Origin of the sequence: Allobosea sp. TND4EK4 (assembly GCF_900156025.1) — a bacterium.
Taxonomy (GTDB): Bacteria; Pseudomonadota; Alphaproteobacteria; order Rhizobiales; family Beijerinckiaceae; genus Allobosea.
The window spans coordinates 73,417-90,104 of the sequence record NZ_FTMO01000012.1; the positions used below are offsets into that span (position 1 = coordinate 73,417).

Below are 16,688 nucleotides of genomic sequence, written 5' to 3' on the forward strand. Positions count from 1 at the left end.
GCGGCCGCCCTACCCCTGCAGGAACGGATTGTTCTTCCGCTCCTCGCCCAGTGTGCTCGCCGGGCCATGGCCGGGCAGGAACTGGACGTCGTCGCCGAGCGGCAGGAGCTTGGCCTTGATCCCTGAGATCAAGGCCTCGTGGTCGCCATAGGGGAAATCGGTGCGCCCCACCGAGCCGGCGAAGACGGTATCGCCCGCCAGCAGGAAGCGCAGATCCTTCTGGAAGAAGGTGACATGGCCGGGCGAATGGCCCGGCACATGCGCGACGGTGAAGACGAGGTCGCCGAGCGAAACCGTCTCGCCCTCGCTCAGCCAGCGCGTCGGCACGACCGCCCTCATGCCATGAATGTCGAACCGCAGGCCCTGCTCCGGCAAGGCGTCGAGCAACGGCTTGTCGCCTTCATGCGGCCCGATGATCGGGACCGACAATGCTTCGGCCAGTTCGGTCGCGCCGCCGGCATGGTCGAGATGGCCATGCGTCAGCCAGATCGCGACCGGCGTGACGCCGAGTTCCTTCACGGCCGCCAGCAGCTTGGGCACATCGCCGCCGGGATCGACGATCGCCGCCTGCTTCGTCTGCGTCTCCCAGATGATCGAGCAATTCTGCTGGAACGGCGTCACCGGGACGATGGCGATCTGGAGCGGCGGCTGCGGCTGGTCGGTCATGGGGGTCCTTCGAGGTCCGGGTACCGCTGTCACGTCATTGCGCGCGCAGCGAAGCCATCCAGAGGGACGGGAGCGACGCGTTCAACCAACTCACTGGATCAAGTCGTCGCTGCGCTCCCGCCATAACGGCGTCTCACCGCCCGCCGCAGCGATTGGCGATGAGGGCGCGGTAGTCCTTCAACTCCCCATCCATCTCGGCGACGTTGCGCTCGCGCTCCGCGCCCCCCTGGCAGGTCGCGAAGACCGACCGCGACTTCTGCAGGAAGCCGACATGCTCGCGATAGGCCTTGCACTGGGTCGCCTGGTCGGCATTGGCGACGCCGGCGAGCCGCGTCTGCTGCACGCGCAGGGCCGCTTCGTTCTGGAAGAGATCCCGCGGGCAAGTCGCCGGGCGCGGCTGCTGCGCGAGCGCCGGGGCTGCCAGGAGCAGCAGCGCGAGGGACACGACGAGCCTCATCCGAGGTTCAACTCCTTGAAGAAATCGTTGCCCTTGTCGTCGATGACGATGAAGGCGGGGAAATCCTCGACCTCGATCCGCCAGACCGCCTCCATGCCGAGCTCGGGATATTCGAGCACCTCGACCTTGCGGATGCAGTCCTGGGCCAGCCGGGCGGCAGGGCCGCCGATCGAGCCGAGATAGAACCCGCCATGCTTGTGGCAGGCCTCCCGCACCGCGGCCGAGCGGTTGCCCTTGGCCAGCATCACCATGGAGCCGCCGAAGGCCTGGAACTGGTCGACGAAGGAGTCCATGCGGCCGGCCGTGGTCGGGCCGAAGGAGCCGGAAGCGAAGCCATCCGGCGTCTTGGCCGGGCCGGCATAGTAGACCGGGTGGTTCTTGAAGTAGTCCGGCATCCCCTCGCCGCGCTCCAGCCGCTCGCGAATCTTCGCATGGGCAGCGTCGCGCGCGACGATGATGGTGCCGGTCAGCGACAGCCGCGTCTTCACCGGGTAGCGGGAGAGTGTGGCGAGAATCTCGCTCATCGGCCGGTTGAGGTCGATCGCGACGACATCGCCGCCGAGGGAGGCATCCTCGACTTCGGGCAGGTACTTCGACGGATCGGTCTCCAGCGCCTCCAGGAAGATGCCGTCCCTGGTGATCTTGCCCTTGGCCTGGCGGTCGGCCGAGCAGGAGACGCCGAGCCCGATCGGCAGCGAGGCGCCGTGGCGCGGCAGGCGGATCACGCGCACGTCATGGCAGAAATACTTGCCGCCGAACTGCGCGCCGACGCCGAGCGACTGCGTCAGCTTGTGGATCTCGGCTTCCATCTCCAGGTCGCGGAAGGCATGGCCCGAGGGCGACCCTTGCGTCGGCAGGGCGTCGAGATACTTGGTCGAGGCGAGCTTGACCGTCTTCAGGTTCTGCTCGGCCGAGGTGCCGCCGATGACGATCGCGAGATGGTAGGGCGGGCAGGCCGCCGTGCCGAGCGTCAGGATCTTCTCCTTCAGGAAGGCGATCATCCGCTCCTTCGTCAGCAGCGAAGGCGTCGCCTGGAAAAGGAAGGTCTTGTTGGCCGAGCCGCCGCCCTTGGCGACGAAGAGAAACTTGTAGGCGTCCTCCCCCTCGGCATAGATGTCGATCTGGGCCGGCAGGTTGGTCGCCGTGTTCTTCTCCTCGAACATCGAGAGCGGCGCGACCTGGGAATAGCGCAGATTGCGCTTGAGATAGGCGTCGTAGACGCCCTCGCCCAGCGCGGCCTCGTCCTGCCCTTCCGTCCAGACCTTGCGGCCCTTCTTGCCCATGATGATGGCGGTGCCGGTGTCCTGGCACATCGGCAGGACACCGCCGGCCGAAATCCCGGCATTCTTCAACAGGTCATAGGCGACGAACTTGTCGTTCGAGGTCGCCTCGGGATCGTCGAGGATCTTGGCGAGCTGTGCGAGATGGCCCGGCCGGAGCAGGTGGTTGATGTCGATGAAGGCCTGTTCGGAGAGCCTGCGGATCGCCTCGCGGGAGACGCTCAGGACCTCGCGATCGCCGAGCGTCTCGACGCTGACGCCCTCGCTGCCGAGGCTGCGGTAGGGCGTCGTGTCCTCGCCGAGGGGGAAGAGATCGACATGCGTATAGGCCATGATCAGCGGCTCCGGAGCGGGCGCGCCGTGTCCGGCCGAGAGCCGGGCGGCGCCGTCAGGCCGGGGTCATAGCCCCTCGCAGGCGCGCATCCAAGCCATCTTTCATCAGTCCAGCTTCAAACTGGACGCCGGCTCAGGCGGCCTGCGCGGCCGACTCCGCCAGCAGCGCGTAGATCATCTCGGGATCGCGGATCTTGCGGATCTGCTCCAGCACCGTCTGGTTGCGCAACACCCGCGCCACCCGGGCCAGCGCCTTGAGGTGGTCGGCGCCGGCACCCTCCGGCGCGATCAGCACGAAAACGATATCGACGGGCTGCCCGTCCAGCGACTCGAAGTCGATCGGCTTGTCGAGCCGGGCGAAGAGGCCGACGAGGCGGCCGATCCCGGGCATGCGCCCATGGGGAATGGCGATGCCGTCGCCGATGCCGGTCGAACCGAGGCGCTCGCGCTGGAGCAGCGACTCGTAGAGTTCGCGCTCGGGAAGACCGGTCAGCAACGCGGCGTGCTGGGAGAGTTCCAGCAGCGCCTGCTTCTTGCTGTTTGCCCGCAGCGGGGAAATCACCGCTTGCGGGCTGAGGAGATCCGTCAACGTCATTAGCCAGTCCATGCATGTCCCGTGCCGGGCGTCGGCACGGGTCAGGATCGGTCAGCCGGCCGTGTCGTCCACCGGTCTCAGGACAGCGATGCCGGCGGGTCGATCCAGCCGATATTGCCGTCGCGGCGGCGATATACGACGTTCATGCGGCCATTGCCAGCGTGGCGGAAGATGATCACCGGCGCTCCGGTCATGTCCAGTTCGGCAACGGCATCGCTCACCGTCATGCTGTGCAGCGATTTGGTCGATTCCGCCACGATCACCGGATTGTCGCCGGCCGAATCGGCCTCGATCTCCTCGATATCTTCGTCTGGGGCCGCGATCACATAGCTGGGGATTTCGATCCCACCATCCCGGCCGGTGCCGGAGGAACGGTCCTTCAGCCTGCGCTTGTAGCGCCGCAGCCGCTTCTCGATGCGCTCGGCCATCTTGTCCAGGCTGGCATAGGCATCGTGGGCGGTGGCTGAGGCTTCCAGCGTGATGCCCGAGGACAGGTGAATCACTGTGTCGGTGCGGAAGGCCGGGCCGTCCTTGTCGACCGTGACGTGGCCCTGATACCCCCCCTCGTAATATTTGGAGACGGCAGCAGCGACCCGCGTCTCGGCCTGGCCGCGCAGGGCCTCGCCGACGTCGAGATTCTTGCCGGAGATTCGCAAGCTCATGGAGTGCTTCCCCTTTCAGTCATGGCCAGTGAGCGGCCATCAGAGAGGAGCTAAGAACTGCGAGTCCGCTCTGTCAATGCGCCCGCTCAAACATGGCGGGTCTGCGCGGCCCTTTGGAACAAAGCCGCACTAGCGCCCCGCATGGGCCATCGCGACCTTCTCGCGGCGACGCTCCATGGAGGACGGAATCTTCAGTGATTCCCGATATTTCGCGACAGTGCGACGGGCTATCTCGATGCCCCCTGATTTGAGCCTGGCGACGATGGCATCGTCGGAGAGCACGTCGGAGGGGATTTCCTCGTCGATCATCTGCTTGATGCGGAAACGCACCGCCTCGGCCGAATGCGCCTCGCCATAACCGGTCGCGGCGATGGCGGCGGAGAAGAAGTACTTCATCTCGAAAACGCCGCGCGCACAGGTCAGATATTTGTTGGATGTGACGCGCGAGACCGTCGATTCATGCATGCCGATGGCGTCGGCAACCGTCTTGAGGTTCAGCGGGCGCAGATGCTCCACGCCGTGGGCGAAGAAACCGTCCTGCTGGCGCACGATCTCGCTGGCGACCTTCAGGATGGTGCGGGCGCGCTGCTCGAGCGAGCGCGTCAGCCAGTTCGCCGTCTGGAGGCACTCGGCGATGAAGCTCTTCTCCTCGTCGTTGCGCGCCGCCTTGGTCACCCGGGCGTGGTAGGTCTGGTTGACGAGCAGGCGCGGCAGCGTCTCGGGGTTGAGATCGACGAGCCAGGAGCCATCCGGCGCGGCCCGGATGAAGACGTCCGGAATGACCGTCTCGGCGGCCGAGCCGCCGAAGGCACGGCCGGGCTTGGGGTCGAGGCGCCTGATCTCGGCGACCATGTCGGCGACGTCCTCGTCATCGACGCCGCAGAGGCGCTTGAGCGCCGCGAAATCACGCTTCGCCACGAGCGGCAGGTTTGCAACCAGCATCTGCATGGCCGGATCGAAGCGGTCTCGATCGCGCAGCTGGATCGCAAGGCACTCGGCGACATCGCGCGCCGCGATGCCGCTCGGGTCGAAGGCTTGGACGACACGCAGCACCGCTTCCACCCGCTCCTCGGTGACGCCGAGGCGGGCCGCGATGTCCGCGACAGGCTCGCAAAGGTAGCCAGCGTCGTCGACAGCGTCGATGAGATGGCGGCCGATGAGGCGGCCGGCCGGGTCGGTCACGGCGAGATCGAGCTGAGCCTGAAGATGGTCGTGCAACGAGAGCTCGACGCTCAGCCCGCTTTCAAATCCCTCGGGGCCCTCGTCGAAGGAGCCGCCCGAGGAACCGTAGCTGCCGCCGACGATGGGCAGGCTGTCGGGCCCGGCCGCTTCGACCCGGGCGGCGCTCGGCTGCTCTGGGGAAAAGACGTTGTCGAGCCCGGTGCCGAGCCGCGACTCCATCCCCTCCAGCGTGTTGAGACTTTCCGCCTTCGCGAAGCTCTCGGCATCAGTGGCGAGCGGGCCGTTCGATGCCTCGGCTGCGAAGGGCCCGTCACCCGCCTCGTCGCGCTCGAGCAGCGGGTTTCGCTCCAGCTCCGTCTCGACGAAATTCTGCAGTTCGAGATGCGAGAGCTGGAGGAGCTTGATCGCCTGCAGCAGTTGCGGCGTCATCACCAGGGACTGCCCCTGGCGCAGCTCCATGCGCGGCATCATTGCCATGCGCCAAAGGCCCTTCTGCACGCGCACCGTCCGGCACGCTTCTTGCTTCGAGGCTGGAGACTAGCCTTCGTTTCGCGCCGCGTCAAAGCCCTTGCCGCCGAAACAGGCAGGCAGGTTAACGCACCGCGTCATCATCTCGCAATTGCGATATATCGATCGGAGATCAGAGCCGGAAATCCTCGCCGAGATAGACGCGGCGCACATCCGGATTGGCGATGATCTCGGCCGGGGAACCTTCGGTCAGGACGCGCCCGGAGTGGATGATGTAGGCGCGATCGACGAGGCCAAGCGTCTCGCGGACGTTGTGGTCGGTGATCAGCACGCCGATGCCGCGGTCGGTCAGCTGCCGAACCAGCGCCTGGATGTCGCCGACGGCGATGGGATCGATGCCGGCGAAAGGCTCGTCCAGCAGGATGAAGGAGGGCTTCCCGGCGAGCGCACGGGCGATCTCGCAGCGGCGGCGCTCGCCGCCGGAGAGCGCGATCGAGGGCGCCTTGCGCAGCCGGGCGATGCTGAACTCTTCCAGCAACTGGTCGAGCTGGCGCTCGCGCGCCTTGCGGTCGGGCTCGACCACCTCCAGCACGGCCCTGATGTTGTTCTCGACCGAGAGGCCGCGGAAGATCGAGGCTTCCTGCGGCAGGTAGCCGATGCCGAGCCGGGCGCGCTGATACATCGGCAGCCCGGTGATGTCGTTGCCTTCGAGCGAGATCACACCGAGATCGGCACCGACCAGCCCGGTGATCATGTAGAAGATCGTGGTCTTGCCGGCGCCGTTCGGGCCCAGCAGACCGACCGCCTCGCCCTGGCGGAGGCCGATGGTCGCGTCGGAGACGACGGTGCGTCCGCCATAGCTCTTGCGCAGGCCGGAGACCGCGAGGATGCCGGGTCCGCCGATTGCAGCCGCGATCGCGCGCGCGTCACCCGGCCGGGGTCTCGCCGGCCCGCCGCTGAAAAAGCCACCCAGGCGCAAAAACAGGCCCGGTGCCTTCGCCGGTGGCTTTCTGGCCGGTCGCGGAGCGCCATTCGGCCGGGGTCGCATCTGGGGCTGGCCGATGCCAGGCGGGGGCGCGGAAACGGTCACGGTGCTCGTTCGGATCGAGGACGGTCAGTTCGTCGACGGCTTGGCGCCGGGAGCCGGGCTGGCGCCGGCGGCGGGCCTGCCGGTCTTGGCGTCGTTCTTGTTCGCGTCGGCCGCGTTCGGAACGAAGAAGCCCTGCACGCGCCCGCCCTTGCCGGTCTCGACATTGGCGATGCCGGTGATGGTGTTGTAGGTCAGCTTCTCGCCGCGGGTGATGTTCGGCCCGTCGTTGAGCGCGACATTGCCGGTCATGATCACGACATTGTTAGCGCGGTCGAACTCGGCATTGTCGGAGGTTGCGGCCTGCGTCTTCGAGACGACGGTGACCGGCCCCTTGCAGAGAATCTTCTTTATCGAGGAATCATTGGAGTTCGGCGCGCCGGCCGCAGGCGCGGGCGCCGGGGTGGCGGCCGCAGGCTTGGCGCCGTTGGCGCCGCCCTGCCCGCCGCGGCCTTCATAGAGCACGGTCATGATCGTGCAGCGAACGGTGGTCTCGCCCTGCACCGCCACGACGTTACCGGTGAAGACGGCCTTGTTTTCCTTGTCGAGCACATCGAGCTTGTCGGCGTCGATCTTGATCGGCTCCTTGCTGTCGCCGCCGAGGCCGCCGAGCCCCGAGGAACTGCCGGTCGATTTCTGGCGGCCCTGGGCGAAGGCCGCCTCGGGCGCGGCAAGCGAGACGAGGCTGGCAGCGACCAGCAGCGCGGCGCCACAGGCGCCGGCGAAACGGGATGTCCGGGCGGGCATGCTCATCTCACGGCCTCTTCTCGTTGCCGGGCTGCCCCTCAGAGCCCGCCGGTGCGTTCCGGTTCGCCTTCAGCAAGTCCGGCATCGGCGTGCTGCCCTCGCGCTCCGGCCCGGCGAGGGTGCCGGCCGGCGCGTTCTTGATCAGCACCCGCACCCGTCCTTCGAACGCGATGAGTTCACCGTTGTTCTTTACGTCGAGCGAGTCGGCGTCAACCGTCGTCTGGTCCATATGGACCGTCACCGGCTCCTTTGAAACCACCGTACCGCTCTTGAAGTCGACATCGGCGGTCCGCATCGCCATGTCGTGACCGGTCTCGGTACGGATCTTCACGTCGTCGACGAGCTTGAGCTTTTCCTTCTGCGTATCGAACAGGCCGGTCCTGGCATTGACCGTGACCCAGCCCTCGCGTTCCATCTGGATGCGGGCTGTCAGGGTCTGCAATTCGATCTGCGTCGGGTTCTTGATCTCCTGGAAGGCGTTCTCCGCCGTCACCTGGTAAGGCTTGTTGTCCTTGCGGTAGCCGGAGAGCTTCGGCGTCTCCATCCGGACCTTCCCGCCGGTGATCCCGACTGCGCCCACCGAGACATTGGCGAGCTTGCCGCGCAGCGGGTTCAGGAAGGGCACGACGACCAGGCCGCCCACCGCCAGCACAGCCACCACGGGGATCGTCCGGCGCAGCAGGTGGACGAGGCGCGTGTGGCGCCGCGCCGACGCGAAAGCGGCCTGACGCCGGCGCAGATGCGCGGCCAGATCAGGGACCGGATCGGAAAAACTCATCGCCAATGTCATGCCCCGCGCAATGGCAGTCGCTCACGGCTTTTTTTTGTCGCCGGACGAACCGCATCGCGCCCCCGCGCCGCTCGCCGATGGGCAGACTGACGTCGAATACCTTCGAAATTGTCAAGTGTGAGCAAAGATATCCGCTTCCTCCCAGCCGGCGAGGTCGAGCTCGGCGCGGGCAGGCAGGAAATCGAAGCAGGCCTTGGCGAGATGGCCGCGGCCCTCGCGAGCCAGCATCGCCTCGAGCTTCCGATGCAGAGCGTGCAGGTGCAGCACGTCGGAGGCGGCGTAAGTCAGCTGGGCCTCGCTCAGCGTCTCGGCGCCCCAATCGGAGGATTGCTGCTGCTTGGAAAGCTCGACCCCGAGGAGTTCGCGGACCAGATCCTTGAGACCGTGGCGGTCGGTATAGGTCCGGGTCAGCTTCGAGGCGATCTTGGTGCAGTAGACCGGGGTCGTGACGACGCCGAAGGCGTGGCGCAGCACCGCGACGTCGAAGCGGGCGAAGTGGAAGAGCTTCAGCACCGACGGATCTTCCAGCAGGCGGATCAGGTTCTCGGGCCGCGCACCGTCCTTGGGGATCTGCACGACATCGGCCGTGCCATCGCCGCGCGACAGCTGGACCACGCAGAGCCGGTCGCGGTGCGGATTGAGGCCGAGAGTCTCGGTGTCGATCGCAACGCTCGCTCCGGCGTCATAGCCGTCCGGCAGGTCGCCGCGATGAAATCGGATGGTCATGCTCGAAACCTCATGCGGACCGCAGAACGGCCCGCCCTGAAAAACGCTGCTCGGCGCGGGAGCCGGGCCGGAACCGGCCCGCATTGCGCAGCTAGCGGAGGCCAACGCCTCCTTCAAGCCATTTTCGATGCGGCACAGGTGCCGGGCGACACGTTAACCTTCTATTCACCATAAGCTTCAACCTTTCGTTAACACATGCGACAAGGACGGCATCGGAGAATGCCCATGTCCCTGCTTCGCCTCTTCTGCGACTTCGACGGCCGGATCGGCCTGCGCGCCTTCTGGGCCGGCAGCATCGCGGTGGCGGTGGCGATGTTCGCGGTCCAGCGCGTCGCGCCGGCCCTCCTGGACCGCTCCAACGCCCAGTTCGTGATCGCCTTCGCCAATGCCTTCGCCCTGTTTCCGCTCGCGGCACTCGCGGCCAAGCGGGCCGTCGACCGCGGCGGCTCATCCCTGTTCGGCATCCTGCTCGTCTGCGCGATCGTGCTGCCCGAGCAGGCGCGGCCACTCCTGTCGATCGGCTGGCGCCCTTCGCTGGAAGCGATCGTCACGATCGCCTGGGTCGTGGCACTGATCGATCTCGGGCTGATGCCTTCGGCACGCTCGGACGCACCGGCGCTTGCGGCCGCGCCCGCCGGTGCTAAAGCGGCGGAATGACGAGCCTCACGACCGCCCCTTCCGCCCTCGACATCGACCCCGCCGACCCGGTCGCGCTGACGCAGGCGCTGGTGCGCTGCCCCTCGGTGACGCCGACCGAGGGGGGCGCGCTGGCCTTGATCGCCGCTCTGCTGGAGCGCGAAGGCTATGCGGTACACCGGCCGGTCTTCAGCGAGCCCGGCACGCCCGATGTCGAGAACCTCTATGCCCGCATCGGCAGCGAGGCGCCGGTCTTCGTGATCGCCGGCCACAGCGACGTCGTGCCGGTCGGCGACGAGGCCGCCTGGACGAGGGCGCCCTTCGGCGGCGCGATCGGGGACGGGCAGCTCTACGGCCGCGGCGCCTGCGACATGAAGGGCGGTCTTGCCAGCATGATCGCGGCCGCCGTCCGCTATCGCCGGGAGAACCCGCAGGCGCCCGGCTCCATTGCCTTCCTGATCACCGGCGACGAGGAAGGGCCGGCCGTCAACGGCACGGTCAAGCTGCTGCAATGGGCGCATGAGCGCGGCGAGCGCTTCGACCATTGCCTGCTGGGCGAGCCGACCAATCCGGCCGCGATGAGCGACATGATCAAGATCGGCCGGCGCGGTTCGCTCACCGGGCAGGTCACCGTCCACGGCAAGCAGGGGCATGTCGGCTATCCGCATCTGGCGGAGAACCCGATCCGGGGCATCGTCCGCCTGCTCGCGGCGCTGGACGCGACCCCGCTCGATGCCGGCACGGCGCATTTCGACGCGAGCAATCTCGAAATGACGACGCTCGATGTCGGCAACCCGGCGAGCAACATCATCCCGGCGCAAGCCAAGGCGGTGTTCAACATCCGCTTCAACGACCTCTGGACGCCGGACACGCTGGCCGCAGAGATCGACAGGCGCCTGCGCGAGGCGGCCGGCAATACGGTCCGCTACGAGGTGACCTTCCAGCCGACGAACGCCGTCGCCTTCCTGACCCAGCCGGGGCCCTTCGTCGAGATGGTGGTGAACGCCGTCGCGGCGGAGACGGGCAAACGCCCCGCTCTCTCGACCACGGGCGGCACCTCGGATGCGCGCTTCATCAAGAGCTATTGCCCGGTGGTCGAATACGGCGTCGTCGGCAAGACGATGCATCAGGTCGACGAATGCGTGGCGGTGGCCGATCTCGACGCCCTGACGCGGATCACGCAGCGGCTTCTGGGCACCTATTTTGCAGCGCAACATCAGGCTTGACAGCGCGGAAGTGTGAGGCATCATCCCTGTTAGACGAAAGTCTAATGGGAGCTATGCGGCCATGGGATTGGCGGCCGAAGACATTGCAAGATCGCTGCGCGGATCCTGGCGTCTGATGAGCGAGGGCGCCAAGGCCCTGCCCGAGCTCGACCTGACCCGCGACGGCTTCTGGCGCTCCTTCCTCGCCTTCGTCCTGATGCTGCCGGCAACGGTGGCGCTGCTCGCCGCAGCGCGGCTCTTCTCGGGGCTCTCGAACGCAGCGGGGCTGTTTACGTCCCCTCTGCTGGCCGCAGCCGTGATCGGCTCCCTGCTGCTCGCCATCCTGATCGTTCCGGCCTTCCTGGTCGCGCTCAGGCCGGAGCTGGCGCGCCAGACCCGCTTCACTTGCTTCGTCATCGCCTGGAACTGGGCCGGCATCGTCTCGGCCAGCCTGATGGCGCTGCCCGCCGCGGTCTTCGCGCTGGGCTGGTCGACGCCGGAACTCGCGCTGCTCCAGTTCGCCGCGTTCGGCGTCGTCGTGCTGCGGCTTCGCTATGCCGTCGGGCAGGCCGCCTTCGGCAGCGGGGCGGCCCCGCTGCTCCTGGTCCTGTCCAGCGTCGTGCTCGACTACGGCGTCGTGCGTCTGTTCGGGCTCGCCTGAAGCGGCGTCAGTAGTCCACGCCGGCCAGATAGAGCCCACAGGACGGCGCCAGCGCCGCGCATTGCGAACGCTCGCGAGCGGCGAGAATCTGCCCGATCTTCGACTCCGGCCAGCGCCCCATGCCGACCATCTTCAGGCTGCCGACGATCGAACGGACCTGATGGTGAAGGAAGGAGCGGGCATGGGTGTAGACCACCACCTCCGCCCCCTCACGCACCACGTCCAGCCGGTCGAGCGTCCGCAGCGGGCTGTTGGCCTGGCATTCCGCGGCGCGGAAGGTGGTGAAGTCGTGATGGCCGAGCAGCGCCTTGGCCGAACGGTCCATCGCCTCGTGATCGAGCTTGACCGGAACGTGCCAGACCCGTCCGCGGTCGAGCGCCGGCGGCGCGCGCCGGTCGAGGATGCGGTAGATGTAGTAGCGGCGCCGGGCAGAGATGCGGGCATCGAAATCGCCCGGCACCTGCTCGGCGCTCACGACGCTGACCGGCACCTGCGACTTCAGCCGGGCGTTGGCCGCGTCACGCACAACATCCGTGCGCCATTCCCTGTCGAGATCGACATGAGCGACCTGATGGGTCGCATGGACGCCGGCATCGGTGCGGCCCGCGCAATGCAGCCGGACCGGGTGGCCGCAGAAGGCTTCCACCGCCTCCTCGACGCTTTGCTGCACGGACGGGCCGTTGGTCTGGCGCTGCCAGCCGGAAAACGGCGTGCCGTCATATTCGATGACCAGCTTGTAGCGCGGCATCAGAGCCTGTCGCCCGCGCCGAGCCGGGCGCCGCGCAGGAACTCCGCCCCACTCATCGGCGCCTTGCCGGCGCGCTGGACCTGCAGCAGCTTCACCGCGCCTTCTGCGCAGGCGACCGTGCCCTCGGCATCGAGCAGCGTGCCGGGCTCGGCCGCGCCGCCGGCCAGCGCCGTGCGCAGCACCTTGAGCCGTTCCGGTCCCTTGCCGCGATCGATCTCGGCGAAGGCTCCGGGGAAGGGCGAAAGCCCCCGCACGAGGTCGTGGACCTGCTTTGCCGGCCGCGCCCAGCTCAGCTTGGCCTCGGCATTGGCGATCTTGGCGGCGTAGGTCACGCCCTCCTCGGCCTGCGGGGTGAACTGCAGGCCACCGCGCCCGAGCGCGGCCAGGGCGCGCACCATCAGGTCTGCGCCAAGGAGGCTGAGCCGATCGTGCAGTTCGCCCGCCGTCATGTCCGGGCCGATGGCGAGCTTTTCCACCATGCCGACCGGGCCGGTATCGAGACCTGCCTCCATCTTCATGACGCAGACACCGCTCTCGGCGTCTCCGGCCATGATTGCGCGCTGGATCGGCGCGGCGCCGCGCCAGCGCGGCAACAGCGAGGCGTGCAGGTTGAGGCAGCCCAATTCCGGCAGGTCGAGGATCGCCTGCGGCAGGATCATGCCATAGGCGACGACGACGGCGACATCGGCCTCGTGCGAGGCGATGAGGTCGGCCGCCTCTGCCGTCTTCAGCGTGGCAGGTGTGAAGACCGGAATTCCGAAGCGCTCCGCCGCCTTGTGGACCGGCGAGGGCTTCAGCTCCAGCCCGCGGCCCGCCTGCGCCGGAGCGCGGGAGTAGCAGGCGACGACCTCGTGCCCCTGGCCGACGATCTCCGTCAGCACCGGGACCGCGAAATCGGGCGTACCCATGAAGATGACGCGCAAACTCATACGCTCACATTGTCTCCGTCACAGAGAGCATTCCGGTTGGCCGACGCAAGGCCCGGCAACGATCCCTGAAAGTTCTTGCCGGTGCTTCGGCAGGAATGCTGAATCCGCGCTCCATCGGGTCCGGGGCAGCGAGCGCGGCTTGGACGTTGTCATGCAGCCGAACGCTTGGCCGCCTTGGCGAATCTCTTGGTGACCCGCTCGCGCTTCAAGCGGGAGAGATGGTCGATGAACAGGACGCCGTTCAGATGGTCGATCTCGTGCTGCAGGCAGGTGGCCAGCAGCCCGTCGGCCTCGATCTCCTGCGTCTTGCCGTCCAGATCCATGAAGCGGACCTTCACGCGCGCCGGGCGCTCGACCTCTTCGTAATATTCCGGGATCGAGAGGCAGCCTTCCTCATAGAAATCCAGCTCATCGGACGACCAGGTCACTTCCGGGTTGATGAAAACCCGCGGCTCTTTCGGCACCGGGGCCTCGCCTTCCGGCGCCGGCTTCGACAGGTCGATCGTGACGATCCGGACCGGCTCCCCGATCTGGATCGCGGCCAGGCCGATGCCCGGCGCGTCGTACATCGTCTCGAACATGTCATCGACCAGCGCCCTGATCGCGGGCGTCACGGTTTCCACCGGCTTCGAGACGAGGCGGAGCTGGGCGTCGGGCAGGATGACGAGCGGGCGAATGGCCATGGTTTTCCGCGCGGATGAGGCTGAACAGCCGGCGACATAAGCATTTGTGGGCAAGCGGTCAAACTGTTCCGCTTTCGTTCGCAAATCGCCTGAAAATAAGCTAGCGTGCCGGTATGGACGCCATCGCCTTCACGCTGCTCGAGCACCCCGTCAGCTGGACGCAGGCCGCACTCGGCTTCGCGACCATCGCGACGACGCTGCTGGCGCTCACGACGCTCGCCGCCTGGCGGGGCGGGCGCAGCCGCGCGATCGAGGCCGCCATGGCGGCCGAGCGGGCGCGGGAAATGGACGACAAGGTGGCGGAGATGAACCGCGCCCAGGCCGAACTCTCCGGCCGGCTGCAATCCATGGCCGAGATCCTGTCGACCCGGCAGGGCGACCTGGCGCGCCTCGTCGCCGATCGCATGGACGGGCTGCGCCAGCAGGTCGGGGCGGGGCTGGAACGCAATGTCCAGCAGACCACGGAAAGCCTCGGCAAGCTCCAGGAGCGGCTGGCCGTCATCGACGCGGCGCAGAAGAACCTGACCGACCTCACCTCGGAAGTGGTGACGCTGAAGGATGTCCTCTCCAACAAGCAGGCGCGCGGCGCCTACGGCCAGGGCAGGATGGAGGCGATCATCCGCGACGGGCTGCCCGCGGCCTTCTACGCTTTCCAGCCGCAGCTTTCGAACGGCAAGCGCCCGGACTGCCTGGTGACGCTGCCGGGCGACGGGCGCGGGCTCGTCATCGACGCGAAGTTCCCGCTGGAGAGCTTCACCCTGCTGCGCGAGGCGCGCGGCGAAGAGGCGAAGAAGGCGGCCGGCCAGCGCGTGCGCAGCGATGTCGGCGTGCATGTGAAGGACATCTCCGAGCGCTATTTCCTGCCGGGCGAGACCCAGGACCTCGCCCTGCTCTTCGTGCCCTCCGAATCGATCTATGCCGATCTGCACGAGCATTTCGACGATGTCGTGCAGCGGGCGCACCGGGCCCGGATCATGATCGTCTCGCCGTCCCTGCTGGCCTTGGCGATCCAGCTGATGCAGTCGCTGGTGCGCGATGCCCGCATGCGGGAAGAGGCGCGCGTCATCCAGACCGAGGTCGGCAAGCTGCTCGACGACGTTCGCAGGCTCGGCGATCGCGTCGACAAGCTCGACCTGCACTTCCGGCAGGCCCAGGAGGATGTCGGCCAGATCAAGACCTCGGCCGGCAAGGTCACCAGCCGTGCGGAACGGATCGGCGCGCTGGAATTCGACGATGCGGAACCGAAGCTGCCTTTTGCCAAGGGACCGCACCTCAAGACCGCGGCGGAATGAGCGGCGAGAAGCATCCCTCTCCCCCCGATGGACCGCGGCCCTCCCGGCGGGCGGGAATGGAAGAGCCGGCGATGGCGGATCCTGACGAAATGACCGGCAGGACGCGACTTATCTTGCGAGACGATCTGCCGGGCAATCCGCTGTTAACCGTGCCCGTCTAAGTTGCCGGTGTCATGCCCGGTAGAGCCGCCGGTCGGGAGATCATGCGTTCGGTCATCTGACTTAACGCTGGAGCAGCCGGGGAACAGGATGAAGATGCGCGTTACCCATTTCCTGCTGTGCACGATCGCTGCGGGTGCCGTGGCGATCCTTGCCAGCGGCTATGTCGCCTACCAGCAGATGCAGGCGCTGTCGACCGCCCGAGAGGCTCGCAGTCTGGTGGTTGCGTCCGAAGCGATCAGCCGGGTGATCGAGCGCGCCGCGATCGAGCGCGGCGGCGTGACCCAGGTCGTCCTGTCGGCCGATCCCGATGGCAAGATCGCGGCTACCGCGATCCAGTCGGCGCAAGGGACGAACGCGCGCATCGCCGAGATGCAGCAGGCCGTCGCCGAGACGAGCTTCGCGAGGCATCCGGAATTCGCCGGCCCGGTGGCACAGATCGCCCCCCGCCTGGAAGAGGCACGCCGGATCGCCATGGCGGAGGGCGCCAAGGCCCTGCAGCAGCGCGATCCGAAGGTCTCGCAGCAATTCGGTGCAACGGTGCTCGAACTGCTCAACCAGCAGACCGCGCTGCAGCGCCAAATCGGCTCCCGCATCAGCGAGATCAACCCCGAGCTGAGCAACACGGTCTCGCTCGGCGAATTTGCCACGACGATTCGCGAAGCGGCCGGCAGCCGGTCGGTTCATTTTACCCAATACGTCGGCAGCGGCACCAAGATGACGCCGGCGGCGGTCTCGCAGGTGGACCGCTTCAGTGGCCGCATCGAGCAACTCTGGGTGCTGATCGACCAGGCCGTCGCGAAGATGGAGATGTCGCCGCAGTTGAAAGCCGCGCTGGGGACGGTGCAGACGGGTTTCCGGGAGGAAGAGGGCAAGACCTATCAGGCCATGTATCAGGCCGCCCGCGACGGTACAGCGCCGGGCATGACCCTGGCCGACTGGCGCGCCTGGACCCAAAAATCCCTGGCGACCATCCTGCAGATGCGCGACGCGGCCTTCGAACAGGCGCGCGTGGAGATCGATGCCGGCCTGACGCGGGCCGGCTGGCAGCTCGCTCTGTCGCTGGTCGCCATCCTTGCCGTGACCGGTATCGTCATCGGGATCCTCCTGCTCTTCCATCGCGGCGTCGTGCGTCCACTCGGTCAGCTCGCCGACTCCGTCGGGCTGATGCTGTCGGGCGCGGAGGACGCGCGCATCCCCGCCAGGGTCGGCATGGTCGAGATCGACGCGATCAGCCACGCGCTCGGTGACTTCGAGGCGAACCTCAAGCGCATCCATGCTCTCGAAGAGCAGGAGCGCACCGCTTCTGCGGCGCGTCTTGCGCGCGCGCAGTCGATGGAGGCTGTGGTGTCGGATGTGGGGGATGTCGTTTCGGCTGCGGC

18 protein-coding genes are annotated in these 16,688 nt (G+C 67.3%); 5 read left to right on the plus strand and 13 right to left on the minus strand.

Annotated elements, in window-relative coordinates; genetic code table 11:
- Positions 1-9 precede the first annotated feature (9 nt).
- From BW981_RS16875 to BW981_RS16920, 10 genes are all read right to left on the minus strand, one after another.
- Complete coding sequence (locus BW981_RS16875; RefSeq protein ID WP_076441319.1) at positions 10-666, minus strand: MBL fold metallo-hydrolase; 657 nt, start codon at positions 664-666, stop codon at positions 10-12.
- A 133-nt stretch (positions 667-799) separates the two neighbouring features.
- Positions 800-1,123 carry a hypothetical protein gene (locus tag BW981_RS16880; RefSeq protein ID WP_076441321.1) on the minus strand — a complete coding sequence of 108 codons (324 nt, stop codon included), beginning with the start codon at positions 1,121-1,123 and terminating at the stop codon, positions 800-802.
- A complete protein-coding gene (locus BW981_RS16885; protein ID WP_076441323.1) occupies positions 1,120-2,736 on the minus strand; it encodes a fumarate hydratase in 1,617 nt (538 codons plus the stop codon). The genes BW981_RS16880 and BW981_RS16885 overlap by 4 nt, the downstream gene beginning before the upstream one ends.
- Before the next feature lie 133 nt (positions 2,737-2,869).
- Positions 2,870-3,331, minus strand: a complete 462-nt coding sequence (ptsN, locus tag BW981_RS16890) for a PTS IIA-like nitrogen regulatory protein PtsN (protein WP_076441324.1) — start codon at positions 3,329-3,331, stop codon at positions 2,870-2,872.
- Positions 3,332-3,408: 77 nt separating this feature from the next.
- The gene (raiA, locus tag BW981_RS16895) at positions 3,409-3,993 is read right to left on the minus strand and encodes a ribosome hibernation-promoting factor, HPF/YfiA family (protein ID WP_076441326.1); all 585 of its coding nucleotides are present in this window, start codon (positions 3,991-3,993) and stop codon (positions 3,409-3,411) included.
- 129 nt (positions 3,994-4,122) lie between these two features.
- Positions 4,123-5,652, minus strand: a complete 1,530-nt coding sequence (rpoN, locus tag BW981_RS16900; protein ID WP_076441361.1) for an RNA polymerase factor sigma-54 — start codon at positions 5,650-5,652, stop codon at positions 4,123-4,125.
- A 163-nt stretch (positions 5,653-5,815) separates the two neighbouring features.
- Positions 5,816-6,691, minus strand: a complete 876-nt coding sequence (lptB, locus tag BW981_RS16905) for an LPS export ABC transporter ATP-binding protein (protein WP_076441328.1) — start codon at positions 6,689-6,691, stop codon at positions 5,816-5,818.
- Positions 6,692-6,757: 66 nt separating this feature from the next.
- Positions 6,758-7,483 carry an LptA/OstA family protein gene (locus BW981_RS16910; RefSeq protein ID WP_244560355.1) on the minus strand — a complete coding sequence of 242 codons (726 nt, stop codon included), beginning with the start codon at positions 7,481-7,483 and terminating at the stop codon, positions 6,758-6,760.
- Position 7,484: 1 nt separating this feature from the next.
- Complete coding sequence (gene lptC, locus BW981_RS16915) at positions 7,485-8,255, minus strand: LPS export ABC transporter periplasmic protein LptC (protein ID WP_175624161.1); 771 nt, start codon at positions 8,253-8,255, stop codon at positions 7,485-7,487.
- Between the two features lie 123 nt (positions 8,256-8,378).
- Positions 8,379-8,993, minus strand: a complete 615-nt coding sequence (locus BW981_RS16920) for a ribonuclease D (protein ID WP_076441331.1) — start codon at positions 8,991-8,993, stop codon at positions 8,379-8,381.
- Between the two features lie 225 nt (positions 8,994-9,218).
- On the opposite strand from BW981_RS16920, the gene BW981_RS16925 reads away from it, so the two are divergent.
- The 3 genes from BW981_RS16925 to BW981_RS16935 all read left to right on the plus strand — a co-directional run bounded on the left by BW981_RS16925 (position 9,219) and on the right by BW981_RS16935 (position 11,495).
- A complete protein-coding gene (locus tag BW981_RS16925) occupies positions 9,219-9,650 on the plus strand; it encodes a DUF805 domain-containing protein (protein WP_076441333.1) in 432 nt (143 codons plus the stop codon).
- Positions 9,647-10,855 carry a succinyl-diaminopimelate desuccinylase gene (gene dapE, locus BW981_RS16930; protein ID WP_076441335.1) on the plus strand — a complete coding sequence of 403 codons (1,209 nt, stop codon included), beginning with the start codon at positions 9,647-9,649 and terminating at the stop codon, positions 10,853-10,855. The genes BW981_RS16925 and dapE overlap by 4 nt, the downstream gene beginning before the upstream one ends.
- A 115-nt stretch (positions 10,856-10,970) precedes the next feature.
- Positions 10,971-11,495, plus strand: coding sequence for a hypothetical protein (locus tag BW981_RS16935; RefSeq protein ID WP_076441337.1), 525 nt, complete (start codon positions 10,971-10,973; stop codon positions 11,493-11,495).
- A 7-nt stretch (positions 11,496-11,502) separates the two neighbouring features.
- Here BW981_RS16935 and truA read toward each other — a convergent pair whose 3' ends face one another.
- The 3 genes from truA to def form a co-directional block, all read right to left on the minus strand.
- Positions 11,503-12,243 carry a tRNA pseudouridine(38-40) synthase TruA gene (gene truA, locus BW981_RS16940; RefSeq protein ID WP_076441339.1) on the minus strand — a complete coding sequence of 247 codons (741 nt, stop codon included), beginning with the start codon at positions 12,241-12,243 and terminating at the stop codon, positions 11,503-11,505.
- Positions 12,243-13,172 carry a methionyl-tRNA formyltransferase gene (gene fmt / locus BW981_RS16945; protein WP_076441341.1) on the minus strand — a complete coding sequence of 310 codons (930 nt, stop codon included), beginning with the start codon at positions 13,170-13,172 and terminating at the stop codon, positions 12,243-12,245. Before fmt ends, truA begins: the two co-directional genes overlap by 1 nt.
- A gap of 149 nt (positions 13,173-13,321) precedes the next feature.
- Positions 13,322-13,855, minus strand: coding sequence for a peptide deformylase (gene def, locus BW981_RS16950; protein WP_076441343.1), 534 nt, complete (start codon positions 13,853-13,855; stop codon positions 13,322-13,324).
- Between the two features lie 113 nt (positions 13,856-13,968).
- Here def and rmuC point away from each other — a divergent pair, with 113 nt between their 5' ends.
- Entirely contained in the window at positions 13,969-15,147 is a 1,179-nt protein-coding gene (gene rmuC / locus BW981_RS16955) for a DNA recombination protein RmuC (protein WP_076441345.1), read from the plus strand.
- Positions 15,148-15,402: 255 nt separating this feature from the next.
- On the plus strand, positions 15,403-16,688 hold a 1,286-nt coding region (locus tag BW981_RS16960; protein ID WP_139333815.1), incomplete at its 3' end, for a hypothetical protein.